General features: G+C 31.6%; 13 protein-coding genes and 1 pseudogene. 5 read left to right on the forward strand and 9 right to left on the reverse strand.

Going from position 1 to position 16,448, the window contains the following annotated elements; all coding sequences use genetic code 11:
* Position 1 precedes the first annotated feature (1 nt).
* From purS to BGS40_RS03555, 3 genes are read right to left on the reverse strand one after another with little or no spacing between them, the layout of a single operon-like run.
* On the reverse strand, positions 2-247 hold the full coding sequence (purS, locus tag BGS40_RS03545; RefSeq protein ID WP_002872631.1) for a phosphoribosylformylglycinamidine synthase subunit PurS: 246 nt from the start codon (positions 245-247) through the stop codon (positions 2-4).
* A gap of 8 nt (positions 248-255) precedes the next feature.
* The gene (gene purC / locus BGS40_RS03550; RefSeq protein WP_096738374.1) at positions 256-966 is read right to left on the reverse strand and encodes a phosphoribosylaminoimidazolesuccinocarboxamide synthase; all 711 of its coding nucleotides are present in this window, start codon (positions 964-966) and stop codon (positions 256-258) included.
* 1 nt (position 967) lies between these two features.
* The gene (locus BGS40_RS03555; RefSeq protein WP_002892332.1) at positions 968-2,302 is read right to left on the reverse strand and encodes a S41 family peptidase; all 1,335 of its coding nucleotides are present in this window, start codon (positions 2,300-2,302) and stop codon (positions 968-970) included.
* Between the two features lie 117 nt (positions 2,303-2,419).
* Between BGS40_RS03555 and BGS40_RS03560 the strand changes: the two genes are divergently transcribed.
* Both BGS40_RS03560 and BGS40_RS03565 read left to right on the forward strand, forming a co-directional pair.
* Positions 2,420-2,710: a metal-sensing transcriptional repressor gene (locus BGS40_RS03560; RefSeq protein ID WP_002892330.1), complete on the forward strand. Its 291-nt coding sequence runs from the start codon at positions 2,420-2,422 to the stop codon at positions 2,708-2,710.
* Between the two features lie 110 nt (positions 2,711-2,820).
* Positions 2,821-5,394 (forward strand): ATP-dependent Clp protease ATP-binding subunit, encoded by a 2,574-nt coding sequence (locus BGS40_RS03565; protein WP_096738375.1) that lies wholly within the window; start codon positions 2,821-2,823, stop codon positions 5,392-5,394.
* A 28-nt stretch (positions 5,395-5,422) separates the two neighbouring features.
* On the opposite strand, the gene BGS40_RS03570 is transcribed toward BGS40_RS03565, so the two are convergent.
* Genes BGS40_RS03570 through alaS form a run of 3 tightly spaced genes read right to left on the reverse strand, consistent with a single transcriptional unit; the run spans position 5,423 to position 10,430 of the window.
* A complete protein-coding gene (locus BGS40_RS03570) occupies positions 5,423-7,354 on the reverse strand; it encodes a penicillin-binding protein 1A (RefSeq protein ID WP_096738376.1) in 1,932 nt (643 codons plus the stop codon).
* Positions 7,351-7,902 (reverse strand): septum formation inhibitor Maf, encoded by a 552-nt coding sequence (gene maf, locus BGS40_RS03575; RefSeq protein ID WP_052794103.1) that lies wholly within the window; start codon positions 7,900-7,902, stop codon positions 7,351-7,353. The genes BGS40_RS03570 and maf overlap by 4 nt, the downstream gene beginning before the upstream one ends.
* The gene (gene alaS / locus BGS40_RS03580; protein WP_096738377.1) at positions 7,902-10,430 is read right to left on the reverse strand and encodes an alanine--tRNA ligase; all 2,529 of its coding nucleotides are present in this window, start codon (positions 10,428-10,430) and stop codon (positions 7,902-7,904) included. The genes maf and alaS overlap by 1 nt, the downstream gene beginning before the upstream one ends.
* A gap of 114 nt (positions 10,431-10,544) precedes the next feature.
* Here alaS and BGS40_RS03585 point away from each other — a divergent pair, with 114 nt between their 5' ends.
* From BGS40_RS03585 to hemH, 3 genes are read left to right on the forward strand one after another with little or no spacing between them, the layout of a single operon-like run.
* On the forward strand, positions 10,545-11,618 hold the full coding sequence (locus BGS40_RS03585; protein WP_096738378.1) for a DegT/DnrJ/EryC1/StrS family aminotransferase: 1,074 nt from the start codon (positions 10,545-10,547) through the stop codon (positions 11,616-11,618).
* Between the two features lie 4 nt (positions 11,619-11,622).
* The gene (locus BGS40_RS03590) at positions 11,623-12,489 is read left to right on the forward strand and encodes a Gfo/Idh/MocA family protein (protein WP_002859910.1); all 867 of its coding nucleotides are present in this window, start codon (positions 11,623-11,625) and stop codon (positions 12,487-12,489) included.
* Positions 12,486-13,397, forward strand: a complete 912-nt coding sequence (gene hemH, locus BGS40_RS03595) for a ferrochelatase (protein WP_096738379.1) — start codon at positions 12,486-12,488, stop codon at positions 13,395-13,397. The genes BGS40_RS03590 and hemH overlap by 4 nt, the downstream gene beginning before the upstream one ends.
* Positions 13,398-13,469: 72 nt before the next feature.
* Here hemH and BGS40_RS03600 read toward each other — a convergent pair.
* The 3 genes and pseudogenes from BGS40_RS03600 to BGS40_RS03610 all read right to left on the reverse strand — a co-directional run bounded on the left by BGS40_RS03600 (position 13,470) and on the right by BGS40_RS03610 (position 16,445).
* A pseudogene (locus tag BGS40_RS03600) lies at positions 13,470-14,686 on the reverse strand (ammonium transporter).
* Between the two features lie 285 nt (positions 14,687-14,971).
* Positions 14,972-15,970, reverse strand: coding sequence for a tRNA 2-selenouridine(34) synthase MnmH (gene mnmH / locus BGS40_RS03605; RefSeq protein ID WP_052794119.1), 999 nt, complete (start codon positions 15,968-15,970; stop codon positions 14,972-14,974).
* Positions 15,960-16,445, reverse strand: a complete 486-nt coding sequence (locus BGS40_RS03610; RefSeq protein WP_052781931.1) for an HIT family protein — start codon at positions 16,443-16,445, stop codon at positions 15,960-15,962. Before BGS40_RS03610 ends, mnmH begins: the two co-directional genes overlap by 11 nt.
* Positions 16,446-16,448 lie beyond the last annotated feature (3 nt).

Consider the following 16,448-nt stretch of genomic DNA (forward strand, 5'->3'; position numbering starts at 1 on the left):
TTTACTCTTTCTCGATTATAAGCTCATAATCTTCAATAACACCATTTACCAACAATTCTTCGCACATTTTTTTTACTTGTTCTTTGGCTAGTTTTTCATCTTTCTCATCAAGAGAAATTTTGATTTGTTTTGCTATTTTTACTTCTTTAACGCTATTAAAATTTAAAGAGTGCAAAGCTTTTTCCACTGCTTTGCCTTGTGGATCTAAAACTCCATTTTTTAAAGAAATATTTACAATAACTTCCATATTTTTCCTTAATTTAATATTCTTTTTAAAACTTCTTCATAAGCCATTTTTACATTACCTAGATCTTGACGAAATCTATCTTTGTCTAATTTTTCATTACTAAATTTATCCCAAAATCTACAACTATCAGGGCTTATTTCATCAGCTAAAACAAGCTCATTATCTTTAGTTAAACCCAGTTCGATTTTAAAGTCAATCAGCCTTAAATTCTTATTGTCAAAAAATGGAGTTAAAATAGAATTAATCTTTCTAGCCATATTTTTAATTTCACTAGTTTGAACTTCATTTTGCACTAAATTTAAAATCAAACAATGCTCATCATTGATAAAAGGATCGCCTAAAGCATCATCTTTAAGACAAAATTCCACCAAAGCAAAAGGTAGCACAGTGCCGTCTTTAATACCCAGTCTTTTTGTAAGAGAACCTGTTGCAACATTGCGTACTATAACTTCAATAGGAATAATTTTACATTTTTTAACCACTTGTTCTGTATCGCTTATAATTTCTACTAAATGGGTTTTAATCCCATTTTTTTCGAGTAAATGAAAAATTTCAGTACTGATTTTACAGTTTAATGCGCCTTTTCCACTTTCATTACCTCTTTTTTCTGCATTAAAAGCAGTTAAATCATCTTTAAACTCACTAATTAGCAAATTTTCATTATCGGTTTTGAAAAGTTTTTTACCTTTTCCTTCGTAGAGCATTTCTTTTTTTGTCATTTTATTGTCCTTGTTTGATATTTAAAATCTTAATAGTATCAATAGCTGATTTTAATTGTGCGTCATCATTGATTTGTTTTTGACTAATTAGATTTTTATTGTCTTTATTTTCTTGTTTATCTTCTTTTTTATTTTTATCTATTTTTTCAAGCTCACTTTCTAAATGTTGTTTTAAGTCGCTTTCTTTTATAGAAAAACCATCTTCTTGAGTATTTACTTTACCTGGAAAAACTTCAATATCAGGTTTTACACCCACTGCTTGAATAGTACGTCCGCTTGGAAGATAATATCTTGCGATAGTAAGCCTTAAAGCTTCAGTTTTATTAATAGGTATGATTTGTTGAACACTACCTTTTCCAAAAGTATTTTCACCCACAATAACACCGCGTTTAAGATCTTGTAAAGCTCCACTTACGATTTCACTTGCACTAGCACTTCCACCATTTACAAGCACAACCAAAGAAACATCAGAAATTTTGTTTTTAGGATCGGCTTTATATTCTTGATTTTCACTTGCGATGCGTCCTTTTTGAGAAACAATAACACCTTTATCTACAAATAAATTTACAAGTCCTATAGCTTGATTTAAAAGTCCACCAGGATTATTTCTAAGATCTAAAATAACTCCTTTAACATTAGGATATTTTTTAAGTTCTTTACTTGCCACATCTACAACATTTTTATCAAAATTTGTAACTCTAAGATAAAGAATGTTTTCATTTTCTATCATTTTTGCATAAACACTTTCTATCTTAATAATTTCTCTTGTAAGTGTAACATCAAAAGGTTTTGTTGCACCTTTTCTAAAGATGGTTAAAGTGATTTGAGTTTTTGGCTTACCACGCATTTTATCTACAGCATCATTGAGATTAATTCCCAAAGTGGCTTCATCATTAATTTTTAAAATAATATCTCCCGATTTTATCCCTGCTTTATCTGCTGGCGTTCCTTCTATAGGAGAAACAACTGTTAAAGCGCCATCTTTCATACCTACGGTTATACCAAGGCCACCAAATTCACCATTGGTTTGAATTTTCATATCATTAAAATCTTTTTCATTTAAAAAAGAAGAATGCGCATCAAGATTGCTTAAAAGCCCCGATAAAGATTTATCCACCAAATCGCTGATATTTTGATCATCCACATAGTATTGCTCTACTATAGCAAGAGTTTTTGTAAGCTTATCTAAAGCTTCTAGGCGTTTTTGAACCTGCTCTTCTTTTTGATCAACTTTAGCTTGTAAATGACTTGTTAAAAATAGACATAAAATAAAAGTAGTGGCAAAGCCTGCAAGACCCGCAAAAAATCGTTTTGTTTTCAAAATAAGCTCCATCATTGAGTTTTAGTTTAAAGAGTAAATTTTAATAAAAATTGCTTAAAACTTCGTAAATAAATTTAAATTCTTAAAAATATGTTAAAATAGACTAAAAATTCCAAAAAGAAAGTTAATACAATGTGCCAAGAAAAATATACTCATACACATTCTCAAAAACATCTTAAAGCAGTTTGCAATCGTCTAAGTAGAACCATAGGGCATTTAAGCGCTATTAAAAGAATGGTTGAAAATGACAAAGACTGTAGTGAAATTTTAGTCCAGCTTGCTGCCGTAAAAGCCGAAGTTAACAATACCGCAAAAGTAGTTTTAAAAGAACATTTAGCTCATTGCATGGTACATGCTGTAGAAGAAAATGATATTCAAAGCATAGAAGAATTAAACAAGGCTATAGATATGTTTATGAAATAATCTAAAATTAGTCATTTGTCCTATTATTTAAAAAATTTTACTCAATTAACTTGACATTATATGACTAAAGTTATATAATGTCAAGTATATAAACTAAATAAAGGATAAACATGGCAAATATACAAGATTTTTTAACTGATAATATGCTTTCAAACCTTGAAAGTGCAGCATCTTTAGCTATACATTCTAAAAATACTGAAGTCGTACCTTTACACCTTTTATGGGCTTTAAGCGTAGATAGCACAAGTATTTTAAATCAAATTTTAAATAAATTAAATATTTCTAAAGAAGCCTTAGAACTTGAAATTAAAAGCAGAATTTCAAAACTTGCAACAAGTTCAAATGTAAGCCGTGAAAATATACGCTTTTCCAATGAACTTATAAATTCATTAGAAAATGCCAAAGGATTAATGAGTGCTAATGGAGATAGTTATTTAAGTGTGGATACTTGGCTTATAAGTGAAAGTCAAAAAAGCTCTATTAAAGAAATTTTGGCGCAATTTTTAGATTTAAGAGAATTTCAAAAAGAGCTTGAAAGTCTAAGAGCAGGACGCAAAATCGATAGCAAAACAAGCGATGAAACCTTAGATAGTTTAAATAAATTTGGTATAGATTTAACCTTAAAAGCAAGTGAGGGTAAACTTGATCCTGTTATAGGCAGAGAAGAAGAAATCGAGCGTTTGATGCAAATTTTAATACGCAAAACCAAAAACAACCCTATACTTTTAGGTGAACCAGGTGTAGGAAAAACAGCTATAGTGGAAGCTTTAGCACAAAGAATTATCAAAAAAGATGTTCCAAAATCTTTGCAAAATAAAAAAGTCATCGCTCTTGATATGAGTGCTTTAATTGCAGGTGCAAAATACAGAGGAGAATTTGAAGATAGGTTAAAAGCTGTGGTTAATGAAGTAATAAAAAGTGAAAATATCATTCTTTTTATTGATGAAATTCATACTATAGTAGGAGCTGGAGCGAGTGAAGGCAGTATGGATGCGGCAAATATTTTAAAACCCGCTCTTGCAAGAGGTGAACTCCATACCATAGGCGCAACTACTTTAAAAGAATATCGTAAATATTTTGAAAAAGATGCAGCCTTGCAACGCCGTTTTCAACCTGTAAATGTGGGCGAACCAAGTGTTAATGAGGCTTTGGCTATGTTAAGGGGTATAAAAGAAAAGCTTGAAATTCATCATAATGTAACCATAAATGATAGTGCTTTAGTAGCCGCAGCTAAACTTTCAAAGCGTTATATAGCAGATCGTTTTTTACCTGATAAGGCTATTGATTTAATCGATGAAGCTGCAGCTGAACTGAAAATGCAAATTGAAAGCGAACCAAGTTCTTTAAGAAAAGTACGCAAAGATATAGAAACTTTAGAAGTTGAAAATGAAGCTTTAAAAATGGAAAATGATGAGAAAAATCAAAAAAGACTCAATGAAATCGCAAAAGAACTAGCCAATTTAAAAGAAAAACAAAATGCACTAAATTCACAGTTTGAAAATGAAAAAAGTGTTTTTGATGGTATAAGCACTAAGAAAAAAGAAATTGATCTACTTAAAAATGAAGCTTCTTTAGCTAAAGCTAGAGGTGAATTTCAAAAAGCAGCTGAGTTAGAGTATGGAAAAATTCCAAGTCTTGAAAAAGAAGTAGAAATTTTAGAAGATAAATGGAAAAAAATGAGCGAAAATGGAGTTTTACTTAAAAATCAAGTAGATGAGGATTTGGTTGCTGGAATTTTAAGCAAATGGACAGGTATTAGCGTGCAAAAAATGCTAACTTCCGAAAAACAAAAATTCTTAGAAGTGGAAAAACATTTAAAAGAAAGTGTCATAGGACAAGATAAGGCCTTAAGTGCTTTAGCTAGAGCCATTAAACGCAACAAAGCAGGACTTAATGCAGACAATAAACCTATAGGAAGCTTTTTATTTTTAGGGCCAACAGGGGTAGGAAAAACACAATCAGCTAAAGCTTTGGCGAAATTTTTATTTGATGATGAAAAAGCAATGATTCGCTTTGATATGAGTGAATTTATGGAAAAACATAGTGTTTCAAGACTCTTAGGTGCGCCTCCAGGATACATAGGACATGAAGAAGGTGGAGAGCTTACTGAAGCTGTACGAAGAAAACCTTATAGCGTGCTTTTGTTTGATGAAGTTGAAAAAGCACATAAAGATGTATTTAATGTGCTTTTAGGGATTTTAGATGATGGTAGAGCAACCGATAGTAAAGGTGTAACAGTGGATTTTAAAAATACCATTATCATTTTAACTTCTAATATCGCCTCAAGTGCCATTATGAATTTAAGTGGAAAAGAACAAGAAGATGCGGTAAAAAATGAGTTAAAAAATTTCTTTAAACCTGAGTTTTTAAACCGCTTAGATGATATTATCACCTTTAATCCACTTGGAAAAGATGAAGCTTATGAAATAGTCAAGCTTTTATTTAAAGATTTACAAATGAGCTTAGAAAACAAGGGGATAAAAGCGAGTTTAAGCGAAAATGCAGCCCTTTTAATCGCTAAAGATGGTTTTGACCCTGATTTTGGTGCTAGACCTTTAAGAAGAGCTATTTATGATCTTATAGAAGATAAATTAAGCGATATGATACTTGCTGATGAACTTCATGAAAATGATAATATTATCATTGATGCAAAAGATGATGAAATAATCATCAAAAAAGCTTAATCATTTTGAAAGTAGAAAGGAACTACTTTCAAAATATAATCTCGCTTTCATTAAATTTCATATTTGCTTTTGGTAATGGTGATTTGGTGGTATAATAAGCACTTTCTCCTTTATAATTTCCACGATAAACTCCATTAGGAATGCTAAATTTTCTAGTTGTATCAGGGAATTTTTCTATATATTGAGTTAAAAATTCTCTAAACACAGGAGCAGCCGTTCTAGCACCACCTTCTGTATAACGCATAGGCTTGTTGTTATCATTTCCATACCAAATGATTGCTTCTATTTCAGGCGTAAGTCCACAAAACCAAGCATCAACACTTTTATTCGTTGTTCCTGTTTTTCCTGCTATTTCTATATCTTTTACTCTTGCATTACGCCCTGTGCCTTTTTCAACAACATTTCTCATCATATCTAAAACCAGAAAACTTTGCGCTTCATTGCTGACTTTACGCTCATTTGAGTTAAATTCCATGATGGTTTTACCGGTTTTATCCTGAACTTGTCTGATAATTTGAGGATCTTTAATCATACCATAGTTCCCAAACATGGTATAAAATTTCGAATACTCCAAAGGAGAAATACCAAAACTTCCCAATACGATTGATAAATTAGGCGGTATATCTTTAAATCCAAATTCCATTAGTTTAGAGTAAAGAACATCAAGCCCCATATCAAGTGCGAGATTAATGGTAGCTAAATTTCTTGATCTTGTTAAAGCTTCTTTTAAGGTAATTAAACCTAAAAATTTACCCCCTTCATTTTTAGGTTTCCAATCCTCATTATTACCCGCTCCACCTTCAAAAATTCTAGAAATATCAGCAATTTCACTCATAGGCGAATATCCTAAATTAATCGCCACTTGATACACAAAAGGTTTAAAAGAGCTTCCAGGTTGACGCATACTTTGAGTAGCACGATTATAATTACTTTTTTCATAATCAACCCCACCTACCAAAGCTAAAACATCGCCACTTTGATGATTTACCACAACCATAGCTCCGTTTAAAGTGCTTAAATTTGCATCTTTATCGCGTTTTACTATCTCATCATAACCAAATTTCAAAGCATTTTGCGCCATATTTTGAACATCTAGGTCTATATTTAAAATAATTTTATATCCACCTGTTTTTAAGTCTTTAATGCTAGGACTTAATTGTTTAATCACTTCATCTACGACATAAGGAGCAGCATTTTGAGTAAGCGTATCATCATAAACTTGCGGAATTTCTTTGATGGCTGTATCATAATCTGTTTTTGAAATCCAGCCTAGATTATACATTCTTGAAATAACATTATTTGCTCTTGAGATGGAAAGATCTAAATGCTTTGTAGGATCATAACTGCTAGGTGCTTTTGGCATACCCACTAGCATAGCAATCTCTTTAAGGCTTAGTTCATTTAAATTTTTATGAAAATACCCCAAAGATGCGGTTTTTACTCCATAATACCCATGTCCAAAAAAGATAAAATTTAAATACCTTTCTAAAATTTGCTCTTTAGTTAAAATGGTTTCCATTTTATAAGCAAGCAAAGCTTCTCGAATTTTACGCGTAATCGTTCTTTCGGGGGTTAATTCTGTGTTTTTAATAAATTGCTGAGTAAGAGTGGAAGCTCCTTCCATGGTTTTTCCACCGCTTTTTATGATTTTTACAGCAGCTCTAAAAATGGCATCGATATTAACTCCATTATGTTCAAAAAAGCTTGTATCTTCTATAGCAACCAAAGCTTCTATAAGGCGTGGGGGAAGCTCTTCATAAGGAGCGTAAAAACGATGCTGTTCAAAAATATTAGCCACAAGCTTACCATTTCTATCGTAAATTTGTGTTGTAAGAGGAGGTTTGTATTCTTTAAAAGTATAACCCTCAGCATCAGCACTTGTGAAAAGATAAGCCACATAAATAAATCCAGCTATAAACAAAAGAGTAAAAAATGAAAAAATATATTTTAATATTTTCATAAATAAGCCTTTAAAGTTTGAATATCAAGCCCTAAAGCAGTGCTTAGATTTCCTACTTGTTGAGTGATGAAATTTCGATGAAAACCCTCACACATGATACAACCCGCCTTGCCTTTATAAAGATCATTTTCTACATAATCTCTTAAAGCATTTTCATCAAAATTTTTAAAATAAAGCGTAGTTTTAGAAAGAGAAAAAACTCTTTTTTCAGGTTTTACAAGCAAAAAGGCCGATAAAATACTTGCATACTTGCCATTTTGCAAGGCAAGCATTTCATAAGCTTCTTTTTTATCTTTTGCTTTAGTAAGAATTTTTTCATCTATGCAAACTATACTATCTGCAAAAAGCAAATTTTGGTTTTGAAAATCTTTGCCTAAAGCACTTAAAAATTGTTTTTCTTTTTCAAGAACTATTTTTTGAACATATAAAAAAGGTGAAATATTTTTATTTAAATTTTCATCATAATCAAAACCAACTTGTTTAAAATCAATCTTTGCGGTTTTAAGCAAGTTAGCCCTTGAAATGGAACTTGAAGCAAGAATTAACATTAAAGTGCTTTTTCTATCGTTTCTAAGCTTTGTTTTAAAGCTTCATCAATTTTGCTTAAATCTTTTCCACCTGCAGTAGCAAAATCATCTCTTCCGCCACCATTTCCACCTAAAATTTGCGCCGCTTCTTTAACCAAAGCTCCTGCTTTTAAAGGCGCATCTTTAACACCAGCTGCTAAAGTGATTTTTTCATCTTTTACTTGGATAAGCAAAATCACCGCTTTAATAAATTTGTTTTTAAAATCATCAATCATAGCTTTAATATCGCCATTATCTACGCGTTTTACGCAAATTTCAACACCTTGGATATTTTTAGAATCAAACTCTGTTTTACTTGAGTTTTTAAGCTCATTTTTTAAACTTAAAATTTCATTTTTAAGCTTTTTAACCCCGCTTAAAATATCATTATTTTTAAGCTCATCTTTGGCTTTAGAAAGTTCTTCAAGTTGATTTTTTACAAATTCTAAAGCCGCTTTAGAAACTACAGCTTCAATGCGTCTAACCCCAGCACTCACACCACTTTCTTTAACTATGTAAAAACTTCCTATTTGAGCAGTATTTTTAACATGAGTTCCCCCGCAAAGTTCTTTGCTTTCACCTAAAGTTAAAACACGCACATTGCCTTGGTATTTTTCATTAAACAATGCTATAGCACCGCTTTTTTTAGCTTCTTCTAAAGGCATATTTTCTAAGATAGCTTCGCTTGAGTTTATAATCATTTCATTAACTCTTTTTTCAATGCTTTCTAGCTCTTCTTTGCTTAAAGCTTTATGATGAGTAAAATCAAATCTTAGTTTATTCCTTTCAACCAAAGATCCTGCTTGGCTTACATGAGAACCTAAAATTTCTCTTAAAGCATGGTGTAAAAGATGAGTGGCTGAGTGGTGGCGTGTGATTTGCTCTCTTTTTTCTGTATCGATTCTTGCATGAACTATATCGCCAACTTTTAGTTCTTCGCCTGCTTTTATAAAGCTAAGATTGAGATTAAAAAACTTTTGCGTATCTAAAACTTCACGCTTAGTTATAAACCCACTATCAGCACTTTGTCCCCCACTTGTTGCATAAAAAGGTGTGTTTTCAAGCATCACCCAACCCGCATCTTTAAGGGTGGAAACTTCTTTAAAATCTTCATCTAAAAGGGCTAAAATTTTACTTTCGCATTCTGCTTTTTCATAACCTACAAAATGATTTTCTCCAAATTTTTCAAGCAAGTTTTTAAAATCTCCACTTGCAGTTTTATCTCCACTTCCTTTCCAAGAAGCTTTAGCGCGTGCTTTTTGCTCGTTCATTAAAAGTTCAAATTTTTCTTCATCAACTTTAAGGTTTTTTTCCCTTAGCATATCAGCCGTTAAATCAAGCGGAAAACCATAAGTATCATAAAGTTTAAAGGCTACTTCTCCGCTAAAAATTTCTTTAGTGTTTTTAAGCTCTTCATTAAAAATTTCAATCCCATTTTCTATAGTACTTAAAAATCTTTCTTCTTCAAGGCGAATTTGTTCTTTTATAAAGTCTTTTTTCTCATTAAGATAGGTATAATGTCCGCCCATTAAATCGCACACAACATCAACTAGTTTATACATAAAAGCTTGTTTAAAACCTAGCAAATATCCATGCCTTAAAGCACGGCGCAAAATACGACGCAAAACATAACCTCTACCTTCTTTATCAAAACTTACCCCTTGCGCAAGTAAAAATACACTTGATCTTATATGATCAGCTATGACTCTAAAACTTGCTCCACTTTCATAAACATAAGTTTTGTTACAAAGTTTTGAAATTTCATTGATGATTGGCATAAAAAGCGAGCTATCAAAATTGCTAAATTTACCTTCTTTAATCGCTGTTACCCTTTCAAGCCCCATTCCTGTATCAATACTTGGCTTTGGCAGTGGGCTAAGCACTCCATTAGCACTTCTTTCATATTGCATAAAAACAAGATTCCAGATTTCTAAAAATCTATCTCCATCTCCACCCATATAATCTTCGCTTGAGTTAAAATGCTCTTGTCCTTGGTCATAAAAAATCTCACTGCAAGGACCACAAGGACCAGTATCGCCCATTTGCCAGAAGTTATCTTTATCACCAAATTTGTAAATTCTTTCTTTTTGAATGTGTTTTTGCCATAGATTAAAAGCTTCATCATCGTTTTCATGCACAGTTACATAAAGTCTGTCTTTAGGTAGTTTTAAAACTTCAGTTACAAATTCCCAAGCATAAGCTATGGCTTGTTCTTTAAAATAATCTCCAAAACTAAAATTCCCAAGCATTTCAAAAAAAGTATGATGGCGTGCGGTATATCCTACATTATCTAAGTCATTGTGCTTTCCACCTGCTCTTATACAAGTTTGACAGCTTGTTTTGCGTGGAGGATTTGGGCGTGGAATTTCTCCTGTAAATATACTTTTAAAAGGCACCATACCCGCATTGGTAAAAAGTAAAGTTGCATCATCAGGAACTAAAGGACTTGACGGGGTTATCTCATGTCCTTTTGATGCAAAAAAATCCAAATAAGCTTTTCTGATATCCATAAATTTTCCTAAAGAAATTTTTATAAAAACATATCATACCAAAATTACTTTAAATTAAGTAAAACTAAAATACAATAAACATTTTTATTTAATTTTATTTCTCTAAGGTTTTTTATGAATTTTATCAATCTTCAAGCCCAATATCTCGCATACAAAGATGAAATCAATGCTGAAATTGAAAGCGTTTTATCAAGCTCTTCTTTCATAGGCGGTGCAAAGCTTAACGAATTTGAGCAAAATTTAGCTCATTTCTTAGGTGTTAAACACGCTATAGGTTGCTCAAGTGGAACCAGTGCTTTATATCTTGCCTTAAGAGCCTTAGATATTGGCAAAGATGATGAAGTTATAGTGCCTAGTTTTACTTTCATAGCAACAGCTGAAGTTGTCGCCTTAGTGGACGCAAAACCTATTTTTGTAGATATAAATTTATCAAATTACAATCTTAATTTTGAAGCAGTGCAAAAAGCAATAACCCCAAAAACTAAAGCTGTTATAGCAGTGAGTATGTTTGGACAAATGAGTGATTTAAGGGCTTTGGAAGAAATTTTAAAAGATAAAAATATCACTTTGATCGAAGATGGTGCACAAAGTTTTGGCGCAAGTTTCAAAGGAGAAAAATCCTGCTCTATAGCTAGAATTTCATGCACAAGCTTTTTTCCTTCGAAGCCTTTGGGAGCTTATGGCGATGGCGGGGCTATTTTTTGCCATGATGATGAAATTGCTAAAAAAATAAGAATTTTACTCAATCACGGACAAACTCAGCGTTATAAACATGAATTTATAGGTATAAATGGACGCCTTGATACTTTACAAGCGGCGATTTTAAATGTTAAGTTAAAATACCTAGAAAAAGAATTAGACAAAAGACAAAAATTAGCACAAACTTATAATGCAAATTTAAAAAACTGCCAAATTCCGCAAATTGATCCAAATGCTTTTAGCGCTTATGCACAATACAGCGTTTTAGTTGAAGATAGAGCTAGTGTATTGCAAAAATTTGAAAAAGCTAATATACCTTATGCTATACACTATCCAACCCCTTTGCATAAACAATCTTGCTTTAGTGAGTTTTCAAATTTAGAACTTAAAAATTCAGAATACGCAAGCGAACACATCTTATCTTTGCCTTTTTCACCTTTTTTAAGTGAAGAAGAGCAAGAGCAAGTTATTTGTATTTTTAAAGATTAATTCCATGAAAATAGGTATCATAGGCCTTGGAAAAATGGGGCAAAACCACTTAAATGAACTTAGTAAAAATTCTCATTTTAAACTTAATGCACTTTTTGATCTTTGCAAAAATCCAAACCTAAATATTTTTGATGATATTTTTTATGATGATTTGGATAAATTTTTAAATCAAAATAATGATATTATCATCATAGCAACACCTACAAATTCACATTTAACAATAGCAAAAAAAGTTTTTAAACAATGCAAATGCGTTTTAATCGAAAAGCCTTTAGCTCTAAATTTAAAAGAAATAGACGAAATTTCAAATTTAGCTAAAGAATACAGCATAAAAGTAGGCGTAGGTTTTTGCGAAAGATTTAATCCTGCGGTTTTAGCCCTAAAAAAAGAGCTTGAAAATGAAGAAATTATCAGCATTAACATACAAAGATTTTCACCTTACCCACAAAGAATCAGCGATGTAGGGATTTTGCAAGATTTGGCTGTGCATGATCTTGATTTGCTTTGTTTTTTAAGCAAACAAGAAATAACAAAAACCAATTTGCTTAAAAAATACACCCAAGATCAAACAAGAGAAAGTGAAAGCATTATTCTATGTGAGCTTGAAAAATGTATTGCTAGCATACATCAAAGTTGGAATAGCACACAAAAACTAAGAAAAATTCATCTTATTACTAAAAATCATTTTTATGAAGCCAATTTAAATGACTTTTCTTTATTAAAAGATGGAAATTTTATAGAACTTACTCAACAAAGTCCACTTTTTTCAGAACACGAAGCTTTGTTAAAACTTATCGATAATCAACCCAATCATTTAGCCAGCACGAGCGATGCTTACAAAGTTCAAGAAATTTTAGAAAGGTTTGCGTGAAATTAGTTTTATTTTTAAATATGGGCGGAGCTGCGAATTTACAAGATTGTGAAGTTTTTTTAAAAAATATGTTTAATGATCCTTATATTTTAGGAATCAAAAATCGATTTTTAAGAAAATTTGTAGCATGGATCATAACAAAGGCTCGCGTTAAAGCCATGCAAGAAAACTATAAAAAAATGGGCGGAAAATCCCCTTTAAACGAACTTACTCAAAGCCTGTGTGACAAGCTTAATTTAAAACAAGATGAATTTAAATTTGATTTTGTAAATCTTTATGTTCCTCCTTTTGCCACAGAAATTTTGCAAAAATACACTTTAAATGAAAGTGATGAAATCATTCTTTTTCCACTTTATCCGCACCATTCTTGCACCACAGTAACTTCATCTTTAGAAGTTCTGCAAAATGAAATTTCAAAGCAAAAAATTCAAGCAAAAGTGAAAACTATAGATATTTTTTACAAAAATGAGCTTTATAACGAGATGATAGTTTCACACATTTTGGCTAAAAAAAGTGAGTTTGATGCCAAAATTTTGATTTTTTCAGCGCATTCTTTACCGCAAAGCATTATCGATAAGGGCGATTTATATGAAAAACATGTCAATCATCATGTAGAACTTTTAAAAGAAAGATTAAAAGATCATTTTGATGAGATTATCTTAGCTTACCAATCAAAACTAGGACCAGTAAAATGGCTTGAACCAAACACAAGCGATATTTTGGCAAATTTAGATAACAAAGCTTTGATTTATCCTATTTCTTTTTGCATAGATTGTTCTGAAACGATTTTTGAGCTAGGTATAGAGTATAAACATTTAGCAAAGTGTGATTATGATTTAATCACTTGTCCAAATGATAGCGATGAATTTGCTCAATTTGTTTTAAAGTATTTATCTGATTTTAACTAAAAATAAATTTTGAAGTCCTTGTCTATCATTTTTTAAAGATTAACAAGGACTTTTTGGTAAAAATTTAGCCAACTAAGCCAAAGTATAAGCTTTTTCTCCGTGCAAGCTCACATCTAAACCTTCTTGTTCTACTTCTTCTTTTACTCTTAAGTCTGTAAAAAAAGAAATGATCTTAAAAATAATAAAGCTTACAAGAGCTGACAAAACCACGCAAATCACAATAGCAAAAATTTGCTCTTTTAAAAGCTCTAAACTTCCACTGATAAAAAATCCCTCGCCAAGTGCATTTTGGGCAACCACATTAGGATTTACTTTAGCGCTTGCAAAAAGTCCTGTGGCGATTCCTCCACAAATACCTCCAATTCCGTGCAAAGAAAAAGCATCTAAAGAATCATCCCATTTGAGTTTGTATTTGATAAAACTCAAACCAAAATAACAAAATACAGAAGACAAAGCCCCTATAACAAGAGAAGCATAAATATCTACATAACCACAAGCCCTGCTACAAGCCCACTAAGTCCACCTAAAATAGTCGGTTTTTTATGGATGAGCCACTCAAGTACTACCCAAGATAAAAAGCCACAAGCTGCTGATATAATACTTACTATAAAAGCATTGATAGCAATATCATTCATTTCGCCAGCACTTCCAGCATTAAAACCTAACCATCCTATAAAAAGCAAAATCGCACCCAAGAAAGCATAAGGAATAGAATGCGCGTTTTTATCTTCATCATCACTTTTTCTAGCGCCTACCATCAAAGCTCCTACAAGTCCGGCAACCCCAGAGCTGATATGCACAACACCACCCCCAGCAAAATCAAGACTTCCTCTTTTAAGCAAAAATCCCTCACTGCTCCAAATCATATGCGCTAACACATCATAAACTAAAGTACTCCAAAAAAGTAAAAATATCACCAAAACACCCAGTTTGATTCTTCCCACCAAAGAGCCTGTTATAATAGCAGATGCAATAAGTGCAAACATCATTTGAAAAATCACAAAAAGAATATTTGGAACGCCTGAAGCGTTGTATCCGCTAATACCCTCTAAGAGGAAATTCTCGAAATTTCCTACAAGCCCAAGTCCTTCATCTTTGCCAAAAGAAAAGCTAAATCCAAACACTACCCATTGTAAAGTAATGACGCCAAAAACAATAAAGCAATTCATTATGGTATTGAGAGTATTTTTACTTCTTACCATACCCGAATAAAACATTGCTAAAGCTGGAGTCATAAGCAAAACTAGCAAAGTACACAACACAATAAAACTTGAATTTATCGCATTCATTTACTTACCCTTTCTTGCAAAATATAATTGCGAGATAATTATATTTAAAATGATTTAAAAAAATATAAATTTAAGAAATATTTTATATATTTTTTTTATCAAAATTTATTTTTTATATTAAATTATTATAAATAGGGATTTTAAAAAAATATTTTACTTCTCTATAATTCAAATTTACTAGCATTAAAATAAAAATTTGAGCCAAATTAAAAAACAACAAAGATAAAAAGGATTATTACAAGATGATGAAGAAAAAATTTGATTATTTAATAAAATTATCTGATATTAAAAAAGTAATTGTGCTTTAAAATGATCTAAAAGCTCTTCTTTAGCTTTTAAAATATCATCAGTATTTAACTCAAGATCAATCTTATCTGGTTTTTTATAAGTTTTATCATAATACTCCAAAAGCATAACAATAAGCTTTTGCCATTCTTTTCTCTCATAACTTTGAAGCAAATCTTGGCGTAAATTTAAGCTGATATAAGGACTGATTTTTTGCACACATTGTTGAAATTTCAAAGGAGTTATTTTTTCTTGATAAATTTTTTGTATTCTTCTAACGCGATTTTCCAAAGAACAAAAACAATAAATTTTAAAAGCCTTTTGCATTTTTTCATAAAATTTCAAAGGTAAGATAATATCCCCTATTTTGCGACTTTCGCTTTCTATGAAAGCAAAATTTTCTAAATTTTGAATATTGTGAAAAAGTTCTGCTTCAAAAGCTTTTTGCGTAGGTTGTTTTCCTAAAATATCACCAAAAGACGAGCCTAAATGATTTGCCATTTTTTCTAAATTTATAGCTTGTGGGAGTTGTTCTAAAAGCTCTGTTTTTCCACAACCTGTATTACCACAAAGAGCAAAAAAATCAAAATTTATTTCATTTTCGAAATAATGCGTTACAAAAGTTCTATAAGCTTTAAACCCACCTTTTAAACGCACCACCCTAAAGCCAAGCTCACTTAAAATCACTGCGATAGACTTTGAACGCAAACCCCCACGAGAACAATAAATCCCCACCTTTTCTCCTATGCGAAAATTTTGAGTGATTTCTAATATATGCTTAGCGGTATTTTGACAAATATAACTCGCACCCATAGCCTTAGCTAAAGCTTGATTTTTCTTATAAATTGTTCCTATTTCTTGATATTCTTCATCATTGAGTGCATAAAAATTTAAAGCTCCTATCAAGTGAGAATGAAAAAATTCTCTAGGGCTTCTTGCATCGATTAAAAGAGAGAAATTTTCTTTTTGAAACTCTACAAATTCAACTTCACTGAGCATTTTTAAAAGCCAAAACAAGTTTTTGATAAACTTGCTCTATATTAGTGCCACAAACCCTAGTTTCTCCTATGGTTGTGATAAAATTTGTATCTCCTGACCAGCGTGGCACTAGATGATAATGACAATGAAAAGCTATGCCAGCTCCTGCATCCTTGCTTAAATTCATACCGATATTCACTCCATTTGCATGAATTTGCTCTTTTAAAATTTGTACCCCCAAACGCACAAAATAACTCATTTCTTGCCAAATTTCATCACTTAAATTTTCTATATGCTCTTCATGTATATAAGGAATCACCATAAAATGCCCTGCAGAATAAGGATAGCGGTTCATCACTCCAAAACAATGCTTTGCTCTAAAAATCACGCCTAATTCTTCATCGCTTTTGATCTTATTAGCACAATCACAAAATGGACAAATGCTTTTTTCTTTTTCAAAATACTCACTCCGCCATGGTGCATACAAATACTGCATTTT

It is taken from the genome of Campylobacter sp. 107 (genome assembly GCF_002383835.1).
In the GTDB taxonomy this organism is placed as follows: domain Bacteria; phylum Campylobacterota; class Campylobacteria; order Campylobacterales; family Campylobacteraceae; genus Campylobacter_D; species Campylobacter_D jejuni.

Excerpts from the sequence above, each read along its gene's own strand:
- alaS (WP_096738377.1), bottom strand. The coding sequence starts at position 10,430 with ATGGATATCAGAAAAGCTTATTTGGATTTTTTTGCATCAAAAGGACAT.
- purC (WP_096738374.1), bottom strand. The coding sequence starts at position 966 with ATGACAAAAAAAGAAATGCTCTACGAAGGAAAAGGTAAAAAACTTTTC.
- BGS40_RS03590 (WP_002859910.1), top strand. The coding sequence starts at position 11,623 with ATGAAAATAGGTATCATAGGCCTTGGAAAAATGGGGCAAAACCACTTA.
- BGS40_RS03610 (WP_052781931.1), bottom strand. The coding sequence starts at position 16,445 with ATGCAGTATTTGTATGCACCATGGCGGAGTGAGTATTTTGAAAAAGAA.
- BGS40_RS03570 (WP_096738376.1), bottom strand. The coding sequence starts at position 7,354 with ATGAAAATATTAAAATATATTTTTTCATTTTTTACTCTTTTGTTTATA.
- BGS40_RS03565 (WP_096738375.1), top strand. The coding sequence starts at position 2,821 with ATGGCAAATATACAAGATTTTTTAACTGATAATATGCTTTCAAACCTT.
- purS (WP_002872631.1), bottom strand. The coding sequence starts at position 247 with ATGGAAGTTATTGTAAATATTTCTTTAAAAAATGGAGTTTTAGATCCA.
- BGS40_RS03585 (WP_096738378.1), top strand. The coding sequence starts at position 10,545 with ATGAATTTTATCAATCTTCAAGCCCAATATCTCGCATACAAAGATGAA.
- BGS40_RS03555 (WP_002892332.1), bottom strand. The coding sequence starts at position 2,302 with ATGATGGAGCTTATTTTGAAAACAAAACGATTTTTTGCGGGTCTTGCA.
- mnmH (WP_052794119.1), bottom strand. The coding sequence starts at position 15,970 with ATGCTCAGTGAAGTTGAATTTGTAGAGTTTCAAAAAGAAAATTTCTCT.
- maf (WP_052794103.1), bottom strand. The coding sequence starts at position 7,902 with ATGTTAATTCTTGCTTCAAGTTCCATTTCAAGGGCTAACTTGCTTAAA.
- BGS40_RS03560 (WP_002892330.1), top strand. The coding sequence starts at position 2,420 with ATGTGCCAAGAAAAATATACTCATACACATTCTCAAAAACATCTTAAA.